Below are 17567 nucleotides of genomic sequence, written 5' to 3' on the forward strand. Positions count from 1 at the left end.
TGCGGCAGACACCCTTGCTGTTCAGCTAACGGTTCCCGCTATCAGGGTCCGTAGGGGACTTTCACCCCCAAGTCATCCTGTGAGGCACCACCCTCAGGAATAGCGCCAGTCAAGGCGCTGCGCGCCATGCCTGGCGCACAATTAAAAAGCCGCCTTTTCAGGCGGCTTCGTTGTTCATAACGTAGATTCAAAACTCCACTCAACGGGGGGCGCATCGGGTATCAACGCCTGACAAGCACGCACTTTTTCAAGCAGCTCGGCGTGACTCGACGCCACGACGTTAACGTGAGCCAGCTTACGCCCTGGGCGCTCGGCTTTGTCGTAGCGATGCAAGTGGGTATCGGCAATGGCTAGCAGCGCGGCGTTATCACCTTCCAGGCCAATCACATTCACCATGCAGGTGGGCGCAATGGCATTGGTTGCGCCTAACGGCAAGCCTTGAACTGCCCGCAGATGGTTCTCGAACTGGCTGGTCACTGCGCCGTCCATCGTCCAGTGGCCGGAGTTATGCACCCGCGGGGCCATTTCGTTGGCCAGCAGGCTGCCGTCGCGGGTTTGGAACAGCTCCAGCGCCAGTACGCCCACGTAATCCAGCTCATCCAGCAGCGCTCGGATGTAGCTGTCGGCAGCTTCTTGAACGCTGGCGTCCAAATCCGGTAGCGGAGCCACGGAGTAGCGCAGAATGCCGCCCACGTGCTGGTTTTCCGCCATGGGGTAGAACATCACGTCCCCATCGCGGCCGCGTACGGCAATCATCGAGACTTCGCGCACAAAATCGACAAACGCCTCGACGATGAGCTGCGTATGGCCAATCGAGTCCCACGCCTCTTGAGCCTGTTCCGGTGCTTTCAGCACCGCCTGCCCTTTGCCGTCGTAGCCTTCCGTGACCGATTTGGCCACTACCGGGCAACCAAGCTCAGCGGCGGCGGCAGCGAGCTGCTCAGCACTTTCCACCACGCGATAGGCCGGCGTGGGAATACCCAAGCGATCAAACAGCGTTTTCTCTTCTACACGGTTTTGGCACACCGCAATAGCGCGACTGCCGGGATAAACCGGCTTGTGCTGCTCAATCTGCTTTACCAATTCAACGGGGAGGTGCTCGAATTCGTAGGTCACGACATCGACCTTATCCAGAAACGCCGCCAGATGCTGGTTCTCCGGGTCGACAATCACCTCGCCAATACCCGCGCTGGGATTACCGGTGGTATCTAAAAACGTAAAATTGTTGCCCAGCGGATAACCTGCCAGCGCCAGCATACGCCCGAGTTGGCCTGCACCGAGGACGCCAATGTTTTTTGCAATCATATGTTTTGCACTCTGTGCGCTCATGATGGCTACCTATTGGGCCGAGGAGTCTACGTCAGGGCGCGGATCAGGGTTATCCAACACAAGTTGGGTCTGCTCGGCGCGGAACGCCTCAACAGCTTCGCGCACGGCGCTGTTCTGAAGGCCCACAATTTGTGCGGCCAGCAGGCCTGCGTTGGTGGCACCGGCTTTGCCAATAGCTAGGGTGCCTACCGCAATACCACCCGGCATTTGAGCAATAGAAAGCAGTGAATCCAAGCCCTTCAACGCTTTAGACTCCACCGGCACACCCAGCACCGGAAGTGCCGTTTGTGACGCGACCATACCCGGCAAATGAGCTGCACCGCCTGCGCCTGCCACAATCACCTGCAGGCCACGCTCAGCGGCACTTTTTGCATATTCGAACAGCAGGTCGGGTGTGCGATGCGCCGATACCACACGGGTTTCGTAGGGAACGCCCAGCCGCTCTAACATCGCCACCGCGTGCTCCATGACCGGCCAATCAGACTTCGACCCCATGATCACGCCCACTTTGGGTGCGCTGTTCGACATGCAAAACTCCTCGGCCAACGGCCTAACATAAGCTAGAAAGCAGTCCATAAGCCGTGCAAAGCGCGGCTCACTCAGAATTAGGAAGGCGCATAGTTTACCAGAGCCACGGGCATTTGCGGGTGTTACTCGCTGCGTGAAATTTTCATCAAATTAGGCATTGAAAACCGCGTGAGTTGGCGGCATTGTGTGTTTGTCATTTCCGACTGATGGAGTCACATGAGTACGGCATACTCAACTGCTCACGCAGAATCATTAGATCCTCCGCGAAGCAGCCCTGACCTCGATGTCAGGGATTTAGAAAAACGTACGCGCCTCATGCGTATTATTACCCGTCTGATCGCCGTATCAGATCTGGGAAGCCGCGAAATAGCCCGCCAAGCTGGCTTACCCGTTCAAAAGATCAGCGACCTGCTCGCCGGAAGGCTAGAGCATCTGGACATCAACGAGCTTAATGTCCTGCGCCGCACGTTAGAGCTGGAGGCGCCATAGCAGCCACCTCCCCGCTAACTCTCACCGCTTGAGTATTTTCCCGCCCCGGTTACTGGGGCGGAATCATTACGCCGCCTAACGCCACCACGATGACCACCAGCCAAGCAGGCAGTTTCCACACGGTGAGCAGCAGAAAGCCTGTCAACGCCAGCACGAACTCGTAAGGCCCAAGAATGGCACTGGTCCACACCGGCTGATAAAGCGCCGCGCCTAAAATACCCACCACCGCCGCATTGGCACCGCGCATCAGCGCTTGAGCACTGCTCCACTGGCGGAACTGATTCCAAAACGGCAGCACGCCGACCAGCAGCAAAAACCCCGGTACAAAAATCGCCAGCAGCGCCAGTAACACGCCAATCAAGCTGGGTATCCCTGGCAGCAGCGCCCCTAAATATGCAGCAAACGTAAACAGCGGCCCCGGCACCGCTTGTGCCGCGCCGTAACCGGCCAAGAACTCATCCGCCGTGATCCAACCCGATTGCACTACTTCCGCTTCCAGCAGCGGCAGCACCACATGGCCACCGCCAAACACCAGCGCGCCTGAACGATAGAACGCATCGACGACGTTCAACCAACCGGCACTCGCCGCTAACAGCGGTAAAAGCACCAATAAAACGGCGAATAAACCTAATGCCAGCGTGCCCGCTCGGCGTGTCACCGGGAAGTGCAGCGATTCGCTAGACAATGCTGCAGCGCTTTGGCGACAAAGTAGCAGCCCCGCCACGCCGCCCAGCACAATCGCCGCCACCTGCCCCAACGGCCCGCTGACCAGCACCACCGCGAACACCGCTGCCAGGGCAATTCCCGTGCGGGTTTTATCCGGGCAGAGGTTGCGCGCCATGCCCCACACCGCGTGGGCCACAATGGCCACCGCGACCACTTTTAAGCCATGAATGATGCCGCAGGCCACCGGGCCATCCAGCACTGCCGCGCCCAATGCAAACAGCACCAGCACGATGGCAGAGGGCAGCGTAAATGCCAGCCACGCCATTGCCGCCCCCCAGGGGCCAGCGCGCATCAACCCTAAGGCAAAGCCTACCTGGCTACTGGCTGGCCCCGGCAAGAACTGACACAGCGCGACCAAATCCGCGTAGGCCTGCTCGCTGAGCCACTGGCGGCGTTCAACAAACGCCGTACGAAAGTAGCCCAGATGCGCCACCGGCCCGCCAAAGGAGGTCAGCCCCAGCGCTAAAAATGCCCAAAACACCTCGCTGGCTCGTCCTCGTATCTTATTCTCTACCGCCATCGTGCCCACCGTTTACTCATTAAAAAGCGCAAGGCGTTAAGGGTACGCCTTGCGCTTGACGACTTAGTGACAGCCTAACCGTGCCGGTGACTCTTCACAGGTTACTCTTGGTCGGTCACCGCACCAGTACTGGCCGAGCTGACCAATTTGGCATACTTCGCCAACACGCCTTTACGATAGCGCGGCTCAGGCTGTTGCCAGGCCGCACGGCGGCGCATCATCTCTTCATCGCTGATATGCACATCAATGGTATCGGCTTCGGCATCAATGGTGATCGGGTCGCCATCTTCCACCAGCGCCAGCGGGCCACCGTCGAAGGCTTCCGGGGACACATGCCCCACCACGAAACCGTGGCTGCCGCCGGAGAAGCGGCCGTCGGTAATCAGCGCCACATCGTTGCCCAAGCCACGGCCCATAATGGCTGAGGTAGGCGTGAGCATTTCTCGCATGCCAGGGCCGCCTTTCGGGCCTTCGTAGCGAATCACCACCACATCGCCCGCCACTACGGTGCCATCGTTAATGCGCGCCTGGGCTTCCTCTTCCGAGCCAAACACCCGTGCCGAGCCGCTAAAACGCGTGCCCTCTTTACCGGTAATTTTCGCCACCGCCCCTTCCGGCGCTAAGTTGCCAAACAGAATACGCAGGTGGCTTTCGGCTTTAATCGGGTTACCCAGCGGCGCGATGATTTGCTGATCCATCGGGTACGGCTCGACGTTAGCGAGGTTCTCCGCCAGCGTTTTACCGGTCACGGTTAAGCAGTTGCCGTTAAGCAGCCCAGCATCCAGCAGGATTCTCATCAGCGGCTGGATACCGCCAATCGCCACCAGCTCGCTCATCATGTAGTGGCCGCTGGGGCGCAGGTCGGCCAGCACCGGCACGCGCTTACCGATCTCGGTGAAGTCTGCCAGGGTCAGCTCAACACCGATGGTGCGCGCCATGCCAATCAGGTGCAGCACCGCATTGGTGGAACCCCCCAGGGCAATCACCACGGTCACGGCGTTCTCGAACGCCTCGCGGGTCATGATATCGGAGGGCTTGATGTCTTGCGCCAGCAGCGCCAGCACAGCTTCGCCAGCGGCTTTGCAGTCGTCGCGTTTCTCTTGGGAGATGGCATTCTGCGCCGAGCTTCCCGGCAGGCTCATGCCCAGCGCCTCAATGGCCGAAGCCATGGTGTTGGCGGTGTACATGCCCCCACAGGAGCCAGGGCCAAGAATGGCGGTCTCTTCGATATTTTTCAGCTCAATTAGGTCGATGTCGCCACGGGAGTGGGCGCCCATCGCCTCAAACACCGAGACAATATCGGTGTGACCCTTGCCGGGCATGATGGTGCCGCCGTAAACGAACACGCTGGGGCGATCGAGCCGTGCCAGCCCCATCACGCAGCCCGGCATGTTCTTATCGCAGCCGCCAATCGCCACCAAGCCATCAAAGCCTTCGCAGCCCGCCACGGTTTCGATGGAGTCGGCAATCACTTCCCGCGAGACCAGCGAGTACTTCATGCCTTCGGTGCCGTTGGCAATGCCATCAGAAATGGTAATGGTATTGAACACCACGCCTTTGCCTCCGGCGGCATCGGCCCCATCACGGGCAAGCTCCGCCAGCTCACCAATATGGCTATTACACGGCGTCACCATACTCCAGGTAGACGCGATACCTACCTGAGGCTTTTGAAAATCGTCATCGTTGAAGCCCACGGCGCGCAGCATGGCGCGGCTAGCCGCTTTACCGGGGCCATCCACCACCGGGGCAGAGTGGCGGCGGGTATTATGGTTGGTCGGCTCGGTCATCACGGACTCCTCTTCATTGCATGGCAGAGGCCACAGCTTGGCGATATATCTTACATCCCGCAAGGTACTTAACTTATGGCACCATAGCGTCACTGCTACCCGTGACGCTGATTGCCGTGAAGGAACGCCGCCGTATGCCTGCCAATGCTTTGTTCTCCCCCGCTCCGCTCCCCCCCGGTTTTATGGTGGTACATGCTAACCGCTTGGAAGATTTACGCGGTTTGGCGGTGGAGTGGATGCGCCGCCAGCCGCTGGGGCCGTTGGAGAACGAAACCATTCTGGTGCAGAGCAACGGTATTGGGCAGTGGCTAAAACTGGCGTTGGCGGAAGACCCTAAGAATGGCGGCGCGGGCATTGCGGCGGCGCTAGAGGTGATGCTGCCCGCGCGGTTTCTATGGCAAGCCTACCGCACGGTGCTCACTCACGTTTCGCAAAACGCCGATGCCGTGCCGGAAACCTCGCCGTTCGATAAGTCGCGCTTGGTATGGCGGCTGCTGCGCCTGCTGCCTACCCTGGCCGGGCAGCCGGTGTTTGAGCCGCTGGCGCAGTTTCTAGAAATCGACCGTGACCAGCGCAAGCACTACCAACTGGCCGAGCGGCTGGCGGATCTCTTCGACCAATACCAGGTCTACCGCGCCGACTGGCTGGATGCCTGGGCCAACGGCCACGATGTGTTGATTACCGCCAGAGGCGAGCACCGCCCGTTGGAAGAGCACCAGCGATGGCAGCCCGCACTCTGGCGCATCCTGCGTGACGATGTGGCTGCCACCCAAGGCGATGCCGGGTTGAACAGCAGCCGCGCTCAAGTTCACCAGCGCTTCTTGAAGGCCACCGAGCACCTGGAAGGCCAAGACTGCCCGCCGGGGCTGCCTCGTCGGCTGATTATCTTCGGCATTTCATCGCTGCCCCAGCAAACCCTGGAAGCACTGGCGGCGCTCTCCCGCTGCTGCCAAATCGTGCTGTGTGTTCACAACCCCTGCCAGTTCTACTGGGCGGATATCATCGAGCACAAAGACCTGCTGCGCGCCCAGCGCTACCGCCAGCGGCGTAAAACCGGCATGCCTGAAGCGCTGGATGTACTGGGCACCGGCGATGCCGATGACGCCCTGCACCTGCACGCCCAGCCGCTGCTAGCCGCCTGGGGCAAGCAGGGCCGCGACTACCTGCGCCTGCTCGATGAGCACGACGACGCAGGCAACTACCAAACCCTATTCGAGCAGCAGGCACTGCGCATCGATATGTTCGAGCCGTTCAGCGGCGAGGATCGCCACTGCCTGCTCAGCCAGCTGCAAGACGACATACGCGAGCTGCGCCCCGTGGCGGAAACGCAAGGCCACTGGCCCGCCCTGCCCGCTGCCGATGACTCCATCGTGTTTCATATCGGCCACGGCCCCCAGCGGGAAGTGGAGATTCTCCACGACCAGCTGCTGGCCGCCTTTAGCGCCGACCCGCACCTGCGACCGCGAGACATCATCGTCATGGTGCCGGATATCGACCGCTACGCGCCGCACATCGAAGCGGTATTTGGCCAACTGCCCACAGACGACCCGCGGCATATTCCCTACACGCTCTCCGACCAGGCCAGCCGCCACCGCCTGCCGCTGATGATCGCGCTGGAAAAACTGCTACGGCTGCCGGAGCTGCGCCTGTCGGTGAGCGATTTACTCGACCTGCTGGATGTCCCCGCCCTGCGCCAGCGCTTCGGCCTAGAAGAGCGTGACCTGCCGGTGCTGGAGCGCTGGATGGAAGGCGCGGGCATCCGCTGGGGGCTGAACGCCCAGCAGCGCCAGCGGCTGGAGCTGCCTGGCGGGCTGAGCCAGAACACCTGGGCCTTCGGCCTGCGCCGCCTGCTGCTAGGCTACACCGTGGGCGACGGCCACGCGTGGCAAGGTATCGAACCGTTTGATGATATCGGCGGTCTGGAAGCGGGCTTGGCTGGGCCGCTGGCGACGCTGCTAGAGAAGCTCGAAGCCACCTGGGAGAGCTTCTGCCAACCCACCGATGCCGCCACCTGGGTCGCGCGGCTGCGGGCACTGCTGGAAACCTTCTTTCTTACCGACGACGCCCAAGAGAGCATCATGCTCACCAAGCTGGAAAGCGGCTTGCAGCAGATGCTGGAAAGCAGCCGGGAAGCCGAACTCAACGACCCGCTGCCGCTCTCCATGGTGCGGGAGCACTGGCTGGCGCAAATTGATGAGCACAGCCTTTCCCAACGCTTCTTGGCCGGAGCGGTCAACTTCGCCACGCTGATGCCCATGCGCGCCATTCCCTTCAAGCGGGTGTGCCTACTGGGCATGAACGACGGCGAGTACCCCCGCTCCCAGCCGCCGCTGGATTTCGACCTGATGGGCAGCGACTATCGCCCCGGCGACCGCTCCCGCCGGGAAGACGACCGCTACCTGTTTCTGGAAGCGCTGCTCTCCGCCCGCGACCAGCTCTACGTGAGTTGGGTCGGCCGCAGCCAGATTGATAACACGCCGCTGCCACCCTCGGTGCTGGTGGGCCAACTGCGCGACCACTTGGAAGCCGGCTGGCAAACGGAAAACGGCGCGCCGCTGCTGGAAACACTCACCACCGAGCATCCGCTGCAGCCTTTCAGCCGCGCTTACTTCAACAGCCCAGCAAGCCGGCTGTTCACCTACGCCCACGAATGGCGCGAGGTGCACGCCCCACGCACGCCACCCGCCGCTAGCCGCACGCTGCCAGCGCCGGAAAACGCCCCCACCAGCCTCTCGCTTGGGCAACTGGGCGGCTTTCTGCGCGAGCCGGTGCGCAGCTTCTTTAATACTCGCTTGGGGGTCTATTTCGAGCAGGAAGCGATTGCCGAGCTGGACGCCGAGCCATTCGCCCTGGATGGCCTGCAAAACTGGCAGCTCCAGGACCAACTGATTGCCGCCCAGCGTCACGCGGTGGATAACGGCCAGCCGCGCATGCAAGCATTGCACGAGGCGCTGGAGCGCTTTCAAGGCCAAGGCGTGCTGGCCATGGGCGCGTTCGGCCAACGCATGCGCGCGGCACTCGCCGAACCCATGGAGGCGCTTTTCAACGCCTACGAAGAAGCGCTAGACGCGTGGCCGCATACCCTGCCCGACACCATGATTCACTTCGAAGCCCACGGCCTCACATTGGAAGAGCCCCTGGGCGAACTGCGTCAGGATGAAGCAGGCCACCGCTGCCGCCTGCTGCTACTCAGTAGCAGCCTGATTAGCCAAGGCAGCGGGCGCGGCCAGTACCGCTGGAGCCACCTGCTGCGCCCTTGGGTTGCGCACCTAGCGGGCAACCTGGATGGCCCGATGACGACGCAACTGCTCTCCAAAGCGGGTCATGTCACGTTAGCGCCGGTGGATGCCGAGACCGCCCGCCAGCACTTGAAAACCCAGCTAGCCGCGTGGCAAGCGGGCCTAGAAACCCCGCTACCGCTCGCACCGCAAGCCGCGTTTGCTTGGCTAAGTAAGCAAGGCACACCAGACATGGCGCAAGAAAAAGGCCGAGACAGCGACGCCTACGCCGCCGCTGAAACCGCCTATGAAGGCGGCCGCTACCAAACCGGTGAAGTAGCCCAAAGCGCGTATTTAAGCCACCAGTGGCCCCGCTTCGAGCGGTTGTTCTTCGAGCAAGCCAACGGGCACACCTTTGCCACATTGGTGGAAGCGCTCTACGCCCCGCTCTTTTTCGCTGTTAAAGGCAAAAAAGAGTAAAGCCAAGCGGCTATGAGCTGCCCATACTGAGCACTTTCTTCGCCAACGCAATCATCTCCGGGTCGCCGGTGTTCTTAGTGGGCACATCGGACAGCTTCACCACTGGCAGCCAGCCCTGACCTTCAGGGCGGGCCTCGACCATTTTGATCACCATGTTCATGGGCGCTACGCCAATATCGTTGGTGAAGTTGGTGCCAATGCCAAAGGCCATGCCAATCCGTCCTTGGCAGAAGGCGCGGATGCGCTCCACTTTTTCAGGCGTGAGGGCATCGGAGAAGATAATGGTTTTGCTCAGCGGGTTAATGCCCAGGCGCTGATAGTGGGCAATGGTGGCATCGGCAAATTCAATCGGGTCGCCGCTATCGTGGCGCACGCCATCGAACAGCTTGGCGAACTTCTTATCGAAGCTCTCGAAAAAGGCGCGGGTAGTAAAGGTATCGGTCAGCGCGATACCCAAATCCCCCCGGTACACGTCCACCCAGTGCTCCAGCGCCAAACTGTTGGCCATTTTGAAACCAAAGCGAGCGCCGTGGAACATAAACCACTCATGGGCGTGGGTGCCGATGGGCTTCACCCCGTGGCGCATGGCCAGCAGCACGTTGCTGGTGCCGCTAAACGCCTCGCCGCCGTAGTGGCGCAGCGCTTTGACGACTCGGTCGTGCACCGCAAACGAGAAACGCCGACGGGTGCCGAACTCGGCAATCTTCAGCCCGTGCTGGCGGTACAGTTCGATTTTCTCTCGCGTGCGCTGCTCGATGAGCGCTTCGTCATCTTCCGACACGCTCACGCCGCGCAGTTGGTACCAAAGCTCGCTAATCAGCGCCATCAGCGGCACTTCCCACAAAATGGTGCGGTACCAGGGGCCTTCCATCACCACCGAGAGCTCGCTGCCCTGCTGCTCGATCGTCACTTCGCTGGGGTCGTAACGAAAGCCCGCCAGAAAATCGAGATAGGTGGGGTCTAGGTAAGGGCAGGTGGTTTGCAGGTAGCGCTTCTCTTCATCCGACAAGCGCAGCGTCACCATGCGATCCACTTCACCGCGCAGCGCCTCACCAAAACCCTCAGGAAACGCATGCTCGCCACGATTGATAAACGCGTAGCGGGCATGGGCATAGGGGAAGCGTTTAATCACGGCATTCTGCATCGTGATCTTGTAAAAATCGTTATCCAGAAGCGAGGTCAGCATGAGATCCCTTCACCAGCATCAACAGATCGCCAAGAGCGGCTAGCCCGCTAGATTACCAGTTGGCGACGATACCTCACAGCCTAACCCCTGTTTGCTATGGCTAGCAGGTGGGAGAGCGGCTATCTGCTATCGTGAGTAGAGTGCTACCATTTAAACACCGGTTTATCACTAGGAGCGGACTCCATGCGTCTTTCGCAATCACAGCGCGAGCTTATTCTGTCAGGCGTCCGTGAGTTTGTGGGGCCTTCGGTGGCAGTGCATGTTTTCGGCTCGCGGCTAGATGATAGTAAGCGAGGCGGCGATGTCGATCTGCTGCTTATATCCCCCAACGCCATCCCGCTACTCGCCTGTGCTGAGCTCAAAATGGCGCTAGAACAACGCCTCCAGCTACCGTTCGATATCGTGACCTACGTCACAACAGCTGAACCTACTCCGTTTCAAGCCATTGCACTCGCCCAGTCACGGCCAATGACGCTTGAGGTAGCCGCATGAGCCAGGATGTACTTAGCGAACAGCAGCGCTATCTGGCGCAGCTGCTTGAAGCCATTCAGCGCTGCGCTTGGTTTCTTCATCAATCACGCAAAAAAGTCACATGGCCTTTGGACGGTGATTGGTTAGCCGACCATAAAAAAGATGTCGACCTTTTTGAAACACTGGCCGCTATCAATGAGCGGTTTGCCAAGCTACAGGACTCCATTGCTTCTGCTATGCGGCACAGCGCTCTGTTGGCAGGGGAGTCTACTGACAGCTTTCTCAAAGTCCTTTCGCTGTTCGAAAAGCAGGGCGTCGTGGACGCTACCAGTGACTGGCAGCGCTGCCGCGCTATTCGCAATATTGCCGCTCATGATTACTCGACGCACTATGCACAAATAGCAGAGCACTTTAACTTGCTGAACGAACTTGCCGACGTTCTCCTTGTTACCTCAAAAAGACTAGTGACATGGAGTGCTGAACAATTGGGCATTTTTCCCGCCACCCAAGACTTCTCTAACGAATTCGACACAGTCTTTCAAACCAGCCTCTAACGCTGCTTTGCTCTTTTGCCCAGCTCTTGGCAACGCGATATAGTGCCGGTGCCTTTGGCTACCCGCCAAAGGCGCTTTGCTTTCCGCCTGCCGTGATGTTCGGAGAATGAGAATGAGCCAGCCCGCCCCGCTGAATCCGCTGACGCTGCCGCTTCACGGCAGCCGTTTGATTGAAGCCAGCGCGGGCACGGGGAAAACCTTCACCATTGCGCTGCTGTATGTGCGCTTGGTGCTGGGCGGGCAGCACAGTGAAGACGACACCGCCTTCGTACGCCCGCTCACCCCGCCGGAAATCCTGGTGGTCACGTTTACCAACGCCGCCACGCAAGAATTACGCGAACGTATCCGCCACCGGCTGGTGGAAGCGGCGGCGGTGTTTCGTCATCAGGGTGAAGACTCACTGCTTCTAGCACTGCGCAGCCAATACCCCGAGGCCACGTGGCCCGCCTGCGCCCGCCGCTTAGAGCTGGCTGCCGAGTGGATGGACGAAGCCGCCGTTTCCACTATTCATAGCTGGTGCTACCGCATGTTGCGCGAGCACGCCTTCGATAGCGGCAGCCTGTTCTCGCTCAATTTGGAAAACGACCAGCAAGAGTTGGAGCAGGAGGTAGTGCGCGACTACTGGCGCACCTTCTACTACCCGCTGGACGCCGAAGCGCTGGGCAGCATTACCGGCTACTGGAAATCGCCGGACCAGCTCCACGGGCAAGTGCGCAAACTGCTGGCCGAAAGCGAGGCCTTGGGCAGCCCGCGCCCCGCCCCCGAGCAAACCCTAAGCGCCGCCCAGGCCGAACGCAGCGCACGCCTAACCGAGTTAAAAGCCCCCTGGCCTGCCTGGCTGGATGACCTAGTGCCCGCACTAGAAGACGCCGCCAAGCGCAAAGCCTTCAAAGGCCAAAGCTTCAACGCCAAAAGCCGTGCCAACTGGCTAGGCGCGCTGCGGGAGTGGTGCGACAGCGACGCCACCCGCCCCGCACTCACCGATGCCGCCTGGAAACGCCTCACCCCAGACGGCATGGCCGAGATATGGAAAGAGGGCGCGCCCCCTTGCCCGGCTGCCTGGGAAGCGCTGGCCGAGCTGCCCGCCGCACTGAACGCCCTGCCCGAGCCGCGTAATGACCTGCTGATTCACGCCGTGCAGTGGTGCAAAGTGCGCCTGGAGCGGGAGCAAGAGCGACGCGCCGAAATGGGCCCTAACGACCTGCTCACCCATTTGGACCGCGCCCTGCAAGGCCCCAACAAAGAGGCCCTGGCCGCGCAGATACTGCGCCAGTTCCCCGTGGCGCTGATCGACGAATTCCAGGACACCGACCCCATCCAGTACCGCATTTTCAACGCGGTGTATGAGGTCGCTAAGCCCCGCCGAGACGCCACCATGCTGCTGATCGGCGACCCCAAGCAGGCCATTTACGCCTTTCGCGGCGCGGATATTTTCACCTACTTAAAAGCCCGCGAAGATACCGCAGGCCGCCACGTAACGCTGGGCACCAACTACCGCTCCAGCCGCGCCATGGTAGAGGCGGTGAACCACTGCTTCCGCTACGCCGATGAGCACCCGGCCGGGGCGTTTCTGTTCCGCGAAGAAGGCGGCGACAACCCGCTGCCGTTTCTGCCGGTAGAGGCCAAAGGCCGCCACGAACGGCTTGTTCACCAGGGCCAACCGCTGCCCGCCATGACGCTCTGGCCGCTGGAAGCCGACGAGCCGCTTTCCAAAACCGCCTACCAAACCGAGATGGCCGAACGCTGCGCCTCCTACATGGCGGAACTGCTCAGCGCAGGGCAAAAAGGCGAGAGCGGCTTTAAAACCGACGACACGCTCACCCCGCTCAAACCCTCGGATATGGCGGTGCTGGTGAACGGACTGCAGGAAGCCCGCGCCATTCGCCAAGCGCTGGCCAGCCGTGGGGTGAAGAGCGTGTATCTTTCTGATCACGATAAGGTGTTTAGCTCGCCTATGGCCGCCCAGGTAGAGCGCTGGCTGCGCGCCTGCGCCGAGCCGCTAGCCAGCTCCCGCCAGGCCGAAGCGCACCTGCGAGCCGCGCTGGCCACGCCGGTGCTGGGGCTAAGCTTGGCGGAGCTGGACCACCTGCAGCAAAACGAGCTGGCCTGGGAAGAGCGGGTAGAGCAGTTCAGCCACTACCACCGCCTGTGGCAGCGCCAAGGCGTACTGCCGCTGGTGCGCCGCATGATGGTGGATTTTGATATTCCCGCCCGCCTGCTAGCAGAGTTTGAAGAGGGTGAGCGCTTGCTCACCGACCTGCTGCACCTGGGCGAACTGCTGCAGCAGGCCAGTGCCGAACTGGACGGCGAACACGCGCTGATTCGCTTTCTATTTGACGCCATTGCCGACCCGGAAAGCCACGGCGACAGCCACAAGCTGCGCCTGGAGAGCGACGCGGATTTGGTCAAGGTGGTCACCATCCACAAATCCAAAGGGCTGGAGTACCCGCTGGTGTTCCTGCCCTTCATCGCCAACCACCGCCCGGTCAAAGCCGAGGACGTACCGCTACGCTGGCACGACGGCGAGGGCAACCTACAGCTCAGCCTAGAAGCGGATGACGCGATACTCGCCACCGCCGACCGCGAACGGCTGGGGGAAGACCTGCGCAAACTCTACGTCGCGCTTACCCGCGCCCGCCACGCCACCTGGCTGGGGCTAGCCCCGCTGAAAGGCCTGGAGAACAGCGCGCTGGGCTACCTGCTAAAAGGCGGCAATGCCCTGTCACCGGAGGCGCTCAATAAAGCGCTCGACGAACTGGTGGAAGGCAGCGAGATACAGATTCACCAACCACCCGCGCCCACCGCTGATCGCGTGACGCCCGTGGCGGAAAGCAGCGCCCTGGGCCACGCCCGCACGCCCACGCGCCCCGCCAAAGAGCACTGGTGGATTGCCAGCTACTCCGCGCTGCGGCTTTCCGGCACGCTCACCGCCCCGGTGCTGCCACCGCTGGAACCCACCACCGCCCAGGAAGCCACCGCGTTTGAAGTGCTGGATGAACCCCAAGAACTGTCTCAAGAACGATCTCAACTAGAAGCGTTTCACTTACATAAGTTTCCACGCGGCCCCGGCCCCGGCACCTTTCTGCACGGGCTGCTGGAGTGGGCGGGCAAGCAAGGCTTCGATACCGCCGCCAACGATATGGACGCCCTCAACGATATGCTGTGGCGGCGGGTGCAGCTACGCGGCTGGCAAGCGTGGCAAGAACCGCTGGCGGGCTGGCTAAGCGCCCTGCTCACCACGCCGCTACCGCTGGCCGCGCCCACCCCGCAAAGCGTGGCGCTGAATGAGCTGGAAAGCTACCAAGTAGAGCTAGAGTTCTGGTTTGCCGCCAAGCGGGTGAACACCCAAGCCATCGATGCGCTGGTGAGCAAGCACTTACTGCCAGGGGTAGAGCGCCCCGCGCTGGATGCCGATACCCTGAACGGCATGCTGAAAGGCTTCATTGACTTGGCCTTCGAGCACCAGGGGCGCTTTTACGTGCTGGACTGGAAATCGAACTACCTAGGCCCCAACGACAGCGCCTACGAACCCGAGGCCCTGCGCCACGCGCTGCTCGCCAAACGCTACGACCTGCAGGCCGCGCTCTACCTACTCGCCATGCACCGGCTGTTAAAAGCGCGCCTGCCGGATTACGACCCACACCAGCACTTGGGCGGTTCGATGACGGTATTTCTACGCGGCAGCCGCAGCCCCGGGCGCGGCGTAGTGGGCGAACCCGCCCCGGTTGAACTCATCGAAGCCCTGGACAGCCTGTTTGCAGGCGAGCCACACGCCACCCAGCAGGAGGCCACGGCATGAGCCGCCAGCACGACACCCACACCTTCGATATGTTCGGCGAAGCCGCCAGCGCCCACCCGGCACTCAGCAGCACTCCGGAACTGCTGGCCCTGTGCGAACGCTGGGTAGCGCGAGGCTGGCTGCGGGATTTAGACCGCGCCCTGGTGCGCTTTTTAGCCAGTGAAGCCACGGACGCCCCCACGCTGCTGCTACTGGCGGCAGCACTTGCCAGCCACCAGCTAGGCCGCGGCCACGTATGCCTGGATATTAACGCCACGCTCAACGCGCCGGATTTCGCCCTTTCGCTACCCCCCGAAGGGGACGACCTCACCGACCCGCCGCCGCTACCCAGCGACGTGCTGGCCACGCTCACGCTTAGCGAATGGCAAGCCGCCCTGCACCACCCGCTGCTCACCAGCGAAGGCCCCGGCAACACGCCGCTGGTCGTAGTGACCACTCACTCAGCCAACGGCTCCCCCAACACGCGGCTCTACCTGCGCCGCTACTGGCAGTACGAACAAAGCCTGCACCAACACATCGCCGCACGCCTGGAAACGACCAGCACTGGTTTAGAAAACATAGACACAGCAAGTACAGGCACAGAAAGCAAAGGTGGGAGGCCAATTCATTGGGCGACGGGTGACGCCAGTCACCCTGGGTTACTCCCCCAAGCCCTGAACATCCTTTTCAAGCAAAGCAGCGGCCTAGACTGGCAAAAAACCGCCTGCGCCCTGGCTGCCCGCAACCGCTTCGGCATCATTACCGGCGGCCCCGGCACCGGCAAAACCACCACCGTGGTGCGCCTGCTCGCCCTGCTGCAAACCCTGCAACTGGCCCAGCACCCCAGCCAGCCGCTGCGCATCCGCCTAGCCGCCCCCACCGGCAAAGCCGCCGCCCGCTTGAACGAATCCATCGCCGGGCAGGTCGCAAAACTCCCCTTCACTGACCTAACCACTTTGTTGCAAGGAGCAAAGAGGGAAGAAGCTGAAGGTGATAAAGCCATGCAGGATGAAGCTTTGTCAGAAGGTGCTCTAAAGGAGAAAGCTTTGTGGGAGGCCGCTTCAGCTGCGGTTCGACGCCTCGACGATGATTCAGCCACAAAACAGCTAAAAGCCACCATCCCCACAGAAGTGACCACCCTCCACCGCCTGCTCGGCGCACGCCCCGACACCCGCCACTTCCGCCACGGCGCCGCCAACCCGCTGGCGCTGGATGTACTGGTGATCGACGAAGCCTCGATGGTGGATATCGAGATGATGGCGGCCACCCTCAGTGCTCTGCCCGCCCACGCCCAGTGCATTTTACTGGGGGATAAAGACCAGCTCGCCTCGGTAGAGGCTGGCTCGGTACTCGGCGACCTATGCCGCCGCGCCGATGCCGCCCACTACACCCCGGCCACCGCCGACTGGCTAGCCCAGGCCACCGGCCAGCCGCTGCCTGAGCAGTTCATCGACCCCGAAGGCCAACCGCTCGACCAAGCCATTACCATGCTGAGGGTAAGCCACCGCTTTAATGAACACAGCGGCATCGGCCAACTCGCCAAAGCCATTAACCAGCCAAGCCATGCGCAGAGTGACCGCGAAAAACAGCAGGCGGTAATCGCCGTGCTGCGCCACGGCTACCCAGACCTGAACCACCTGGTCATGAACGACGACGCCGCACTGGACAAGCTGGTGATTCACGGCAGCCCGAGCAGTTTTCTGAATAACGGCGAAGACCGCCGCGACCATAACGGCCAGCCCATCGCCCCACCCACCGGCTACCGCCACTACCTCAACGTGCTGCACGCCCAGCGCCCACGGGGGGAACCCTTCGAAGAGAACCCAGCCATATATAACGCCTGGGCCAGCGAGGTGCTCAGCGCCTACAGCCACTTCCAACTGCTGTGCGCGCTGCGCAAAGGCCCTTGGGGAGTAGAAGGCTTAAACCAGCGCATCGCCAGCACATTGCGCCGCGAAAAGCTGCTGTTCGGCAGTGACTACACGCTAGAGAAAGGCTGGTATGAAGGCCGCCCGGTTCTGGTGACCCAAAACGACTACGGCCTAAAACTGATGAACGGCGATATCGGCATCACCCTAGCCGTGCCAGACCCGCGCAATCCACAGCAGAAGCTATTGAGAGTGGCCTTTCCTTCATCAAGTGCCGCCAGCGACCCCGCAAAGCCCATCCGCTGGGTGCTGCCCTCCCGCCTGCACGCGGTGGAAACCGTGTTTGCGATGACGGTTCACAAATCCCAAGGCTCGGAGTTCTTGCACACCGCCCTACTGCTCCCGCCGACGCTGAACCCCATTCTGACCCGCGAGCTGGTGTACACCGGCATCACCCGCGCCCGCGAATGGCTCACGGTGGTGGAAGCCAAGCGCGGGGTGTTGAATGAGGCGGTGGTGAGGGAGGTGGTTAGGGTGAGTGGGGTTGGGGGTTAGTTCAAACCGACACTATTAGCGCTGATAGTGTCGGTTTTCGGCCATAAGCAGACTTTTAGATGCCTCTGATTAACGCCT

11 protein-coding genes are annotated in these 17567 nt (G+C 61.4%); 6 read left to right on the forward strand and 5 right to left on the reverse strand.

Annotation, left to right across the window (positions count from 1 at the left end):
- Positions 1-174 precede the first annotated feature (174 nt).
- Together AC13CN_RS16135 and purE are read right to left on the reverse strand one after the other, a co-directional pair.
- Positions 175-1305, reverse strand: a complete 1131-nt coding sequence (locus AC13CN_RS16135; RefSeq protein WP_483053273.1) for a 5-(carboxyamino)imidazole ribonucleotide synthase — start codon at positions 1303-1305, stop codon at positions 175-177.
- A gap of 33 nt (positions 1306-1338) precedes the next feature.
- Positions 1339-1857, reverse strand: a complete 519-nt coding sequence (purE, locus tag AC13CN_RS16140; protein WP_483053274.1) for a 5-(carboxyamino)imidazole ribonucleotide mutase — start codon at positions 1855-1857, stop codon at positions 1339-1341.
- Positions 1858-2073: 216 nt separating this feature from the next.
- On the opposite strand from purE, the gene AC13CN_RS16145 reads away from it, so the two are divergent.
- Positions 2074-2346, forward strand: a complete 273-nt coding sequence (locus tag AC13CN_RS16145) for an XRE family transcriptional regulator (RefSeq protein ID WP_044628461.1) — start codon at positions 2074-2076, stop codon at positions 2344-2346.
- 49 nt (positions 2347-2395) lie between these two features.
- Here the strand turns inward: AC13CN_RS16145 and chrA are convergent, their stop codons facing one another.
- Together chrA and ilvD are read right to left on the reverse strand one after the other, a co-directional pair.
- Positions 2396-3592 carry a chromate efflux transporter gene (gene chrA / locus AC13CN_RS16150; RefSeq protein WP_483053275.1) on the reverse strand — a complete coding sequence of 399 codons (1197 nt, stop codon included), beginning with the start codon at positions 3590-3592 and terminating at the stop codon, positions 2396-2398.
- A gap of 101 nt (positions 3593-3693) precedes the next feature.
- Positions 3694-5379 carry a dihydroxy-acid dehydratase gene (ilvD, locus tag AC13CN_RS16155; RefSeq protein ID WP_062362960.1) on the reverse strand — a complete coding sequence of 562 codons (1686 nt, stop codon included), beginning with the start codon at positions 5377-5379 and terminating at the stop codon, positions 3694-3696.
- Between the two features lie 134 nt (positions 5380-5513).
- Here ilvD and recC point away from each other — a divergent pair, with 134 nt between their 5' ends.
- Positions 5514-9077, forward strand: a complete 3564-nt coding sequence (gene recC / locus AC13CN_RS16160) for an exodeoxyribonuclease V subunit gamma (protein WP_062362963.1) — start codon at positions 5514-5516, stop codon at positions 9075-9077.
- Positions 9078-9087: 10 nt separating this feature from the next.
- Here recC and pncB read toward each other — a convergent pair whose 3' ends face one another.
- Positions 9088-10263, reverse strand: coding sequence for a nicotinate phosphoribosyltransferase (pncB, locus tag AC13CN_RS16165; protein ID WP_062362966.1), 1176 nt, complete (start codon positions 10261-10263; stop codon positions 9088-9090).
- A 183-nt stretch (positions 10264-10446) separates the two neighbouring features.
- Between pncB and AC13CN_RS16170 the strand changes: the two genes are divergently transcribed.
- From AC13CN_RS16170 to recD, 4 genes are all read left to right on the forward strand, one after another.
- A complete protein-coding gene (locus AC13CN_RS16170; RefSeq protein ID WP_062362969.1) occupies positions 10447-10755 on the forward strand; it encodes a nucleotidyltransferase domain-containing protein in 309 nt (102 codons plus the stop codon).
- Entirely contained in the window at positions 10752-11288 is a 537-nt protein-coding gene (locus AC13CN_RS16175) for a hypothetical protein (RefSeq protein WP_054641496.1), read from the forward strand. Before AC13CN_RS16170 ends, AC13CN_RS16175 begins: the two co-directional genes overlap by 4 nt.
- Positions 11289-11400: 112 nt before the next feature.
- Positions 11401-15087: an exodeoxyribonuclease V subunit beta gene (recB, locus tag AC13CN_RS16180; RefSeq protein ID WP_253557634.1), complete on the forward strand. Its 3687-nt coding sequence runs from the start codon at positions 11401-11403 to the stop codon at positions 15085-15087.
- Complete coding sequence (gene recD, locus AC13CN_RS16185) at positions 15084-17489, forward strand: exodeoxyribonuclease V subunit alpha (protein WP_253561309.1); 2406 nt, start codon at positions 15084-15086, stop codon at positions 17487-17489. The genes recB and recD overlap by 4 nt, the downstream gene beginning before the upstream one ends.
- Positions 17490-17567: the final 78 nt, after the last annotated feature.

The sequence above is a fragment of the Vreelandella sp. L-25 genome, from assembly GCF_056857535.1.

Coding starts and splice junctions, on each gene's coding strand:
- AC13CN_RS16135 (WP_483053273.1), bottom strand. CDS start 1,305: ATGATTGCAAAAAACATTGGCGTCCTCGGTGCAGGCCAACTCGGGCGT.
- purE (WP_483053274.1), bottom strand. CDS start 1,857: ATGTCGAACAGCGCACCCAAAGTGGGCGTGATCATGGGGTCGAAGTCT.
- AC13CN_RS16145 (WP_044628461.1), top strand. CDS start 2,074: ATGAGTACGGCATACTCAACTGCTCACGCAGAATCATTAGATCCTCCG.
- chrA (WP_483053275.1), bottom strand. CDS start 3,592: ATGGCGGTAGAGAATAAGATACGAGGACGAGCCAGCGAGGTGTTTTGG.
- ilvD (WP_062362960.1), bottom strand. CDS start 5,379: ATGACCGAGCCGACCAACCATAATACCCGCCGCCACTCTGCCCCGGTG.
- recC (WP_062362963.1), top strand. CDS start 5,514: ATGCCTGCCAATGCTTTGTTCTCCCCCGCTCCGCTCCCCCCCGGTTTT.
- pncB (WP_062362966.1), bottom strand. CDS start 10,263: ATGCTGACCTCGCTTCTGGATAACGATTTTTACAAGATCACGATGCAG.
- AC13CN_RS16170 (WP_062362969.1), top strand. CDS start 10,447: ATGCGTCTTTCGCAATCACAGCGCGAGCTTATTCTGTCAGGCGTCCGT.
- AC13CN_RS16175 (WP_054641496.1), top strand. CDS start 10,752: ATGAGCCAGGATGTACTTAGCGAACAGCAGCGCTATCTGGCGCAGCTG.
- recB (WP_253557634.1), top strand. CDS start 11,401: ATGAGCCAGCCCGCCCCGCTGAATCCGCTGACGCTGCCGCTTCACGGC.
- recD (WP_253561309.1), top strand. CDS start 15,084: ATGAGCCGCCAGCACGACACCCACACCTTCGATATGTTCGGCGAAGCC.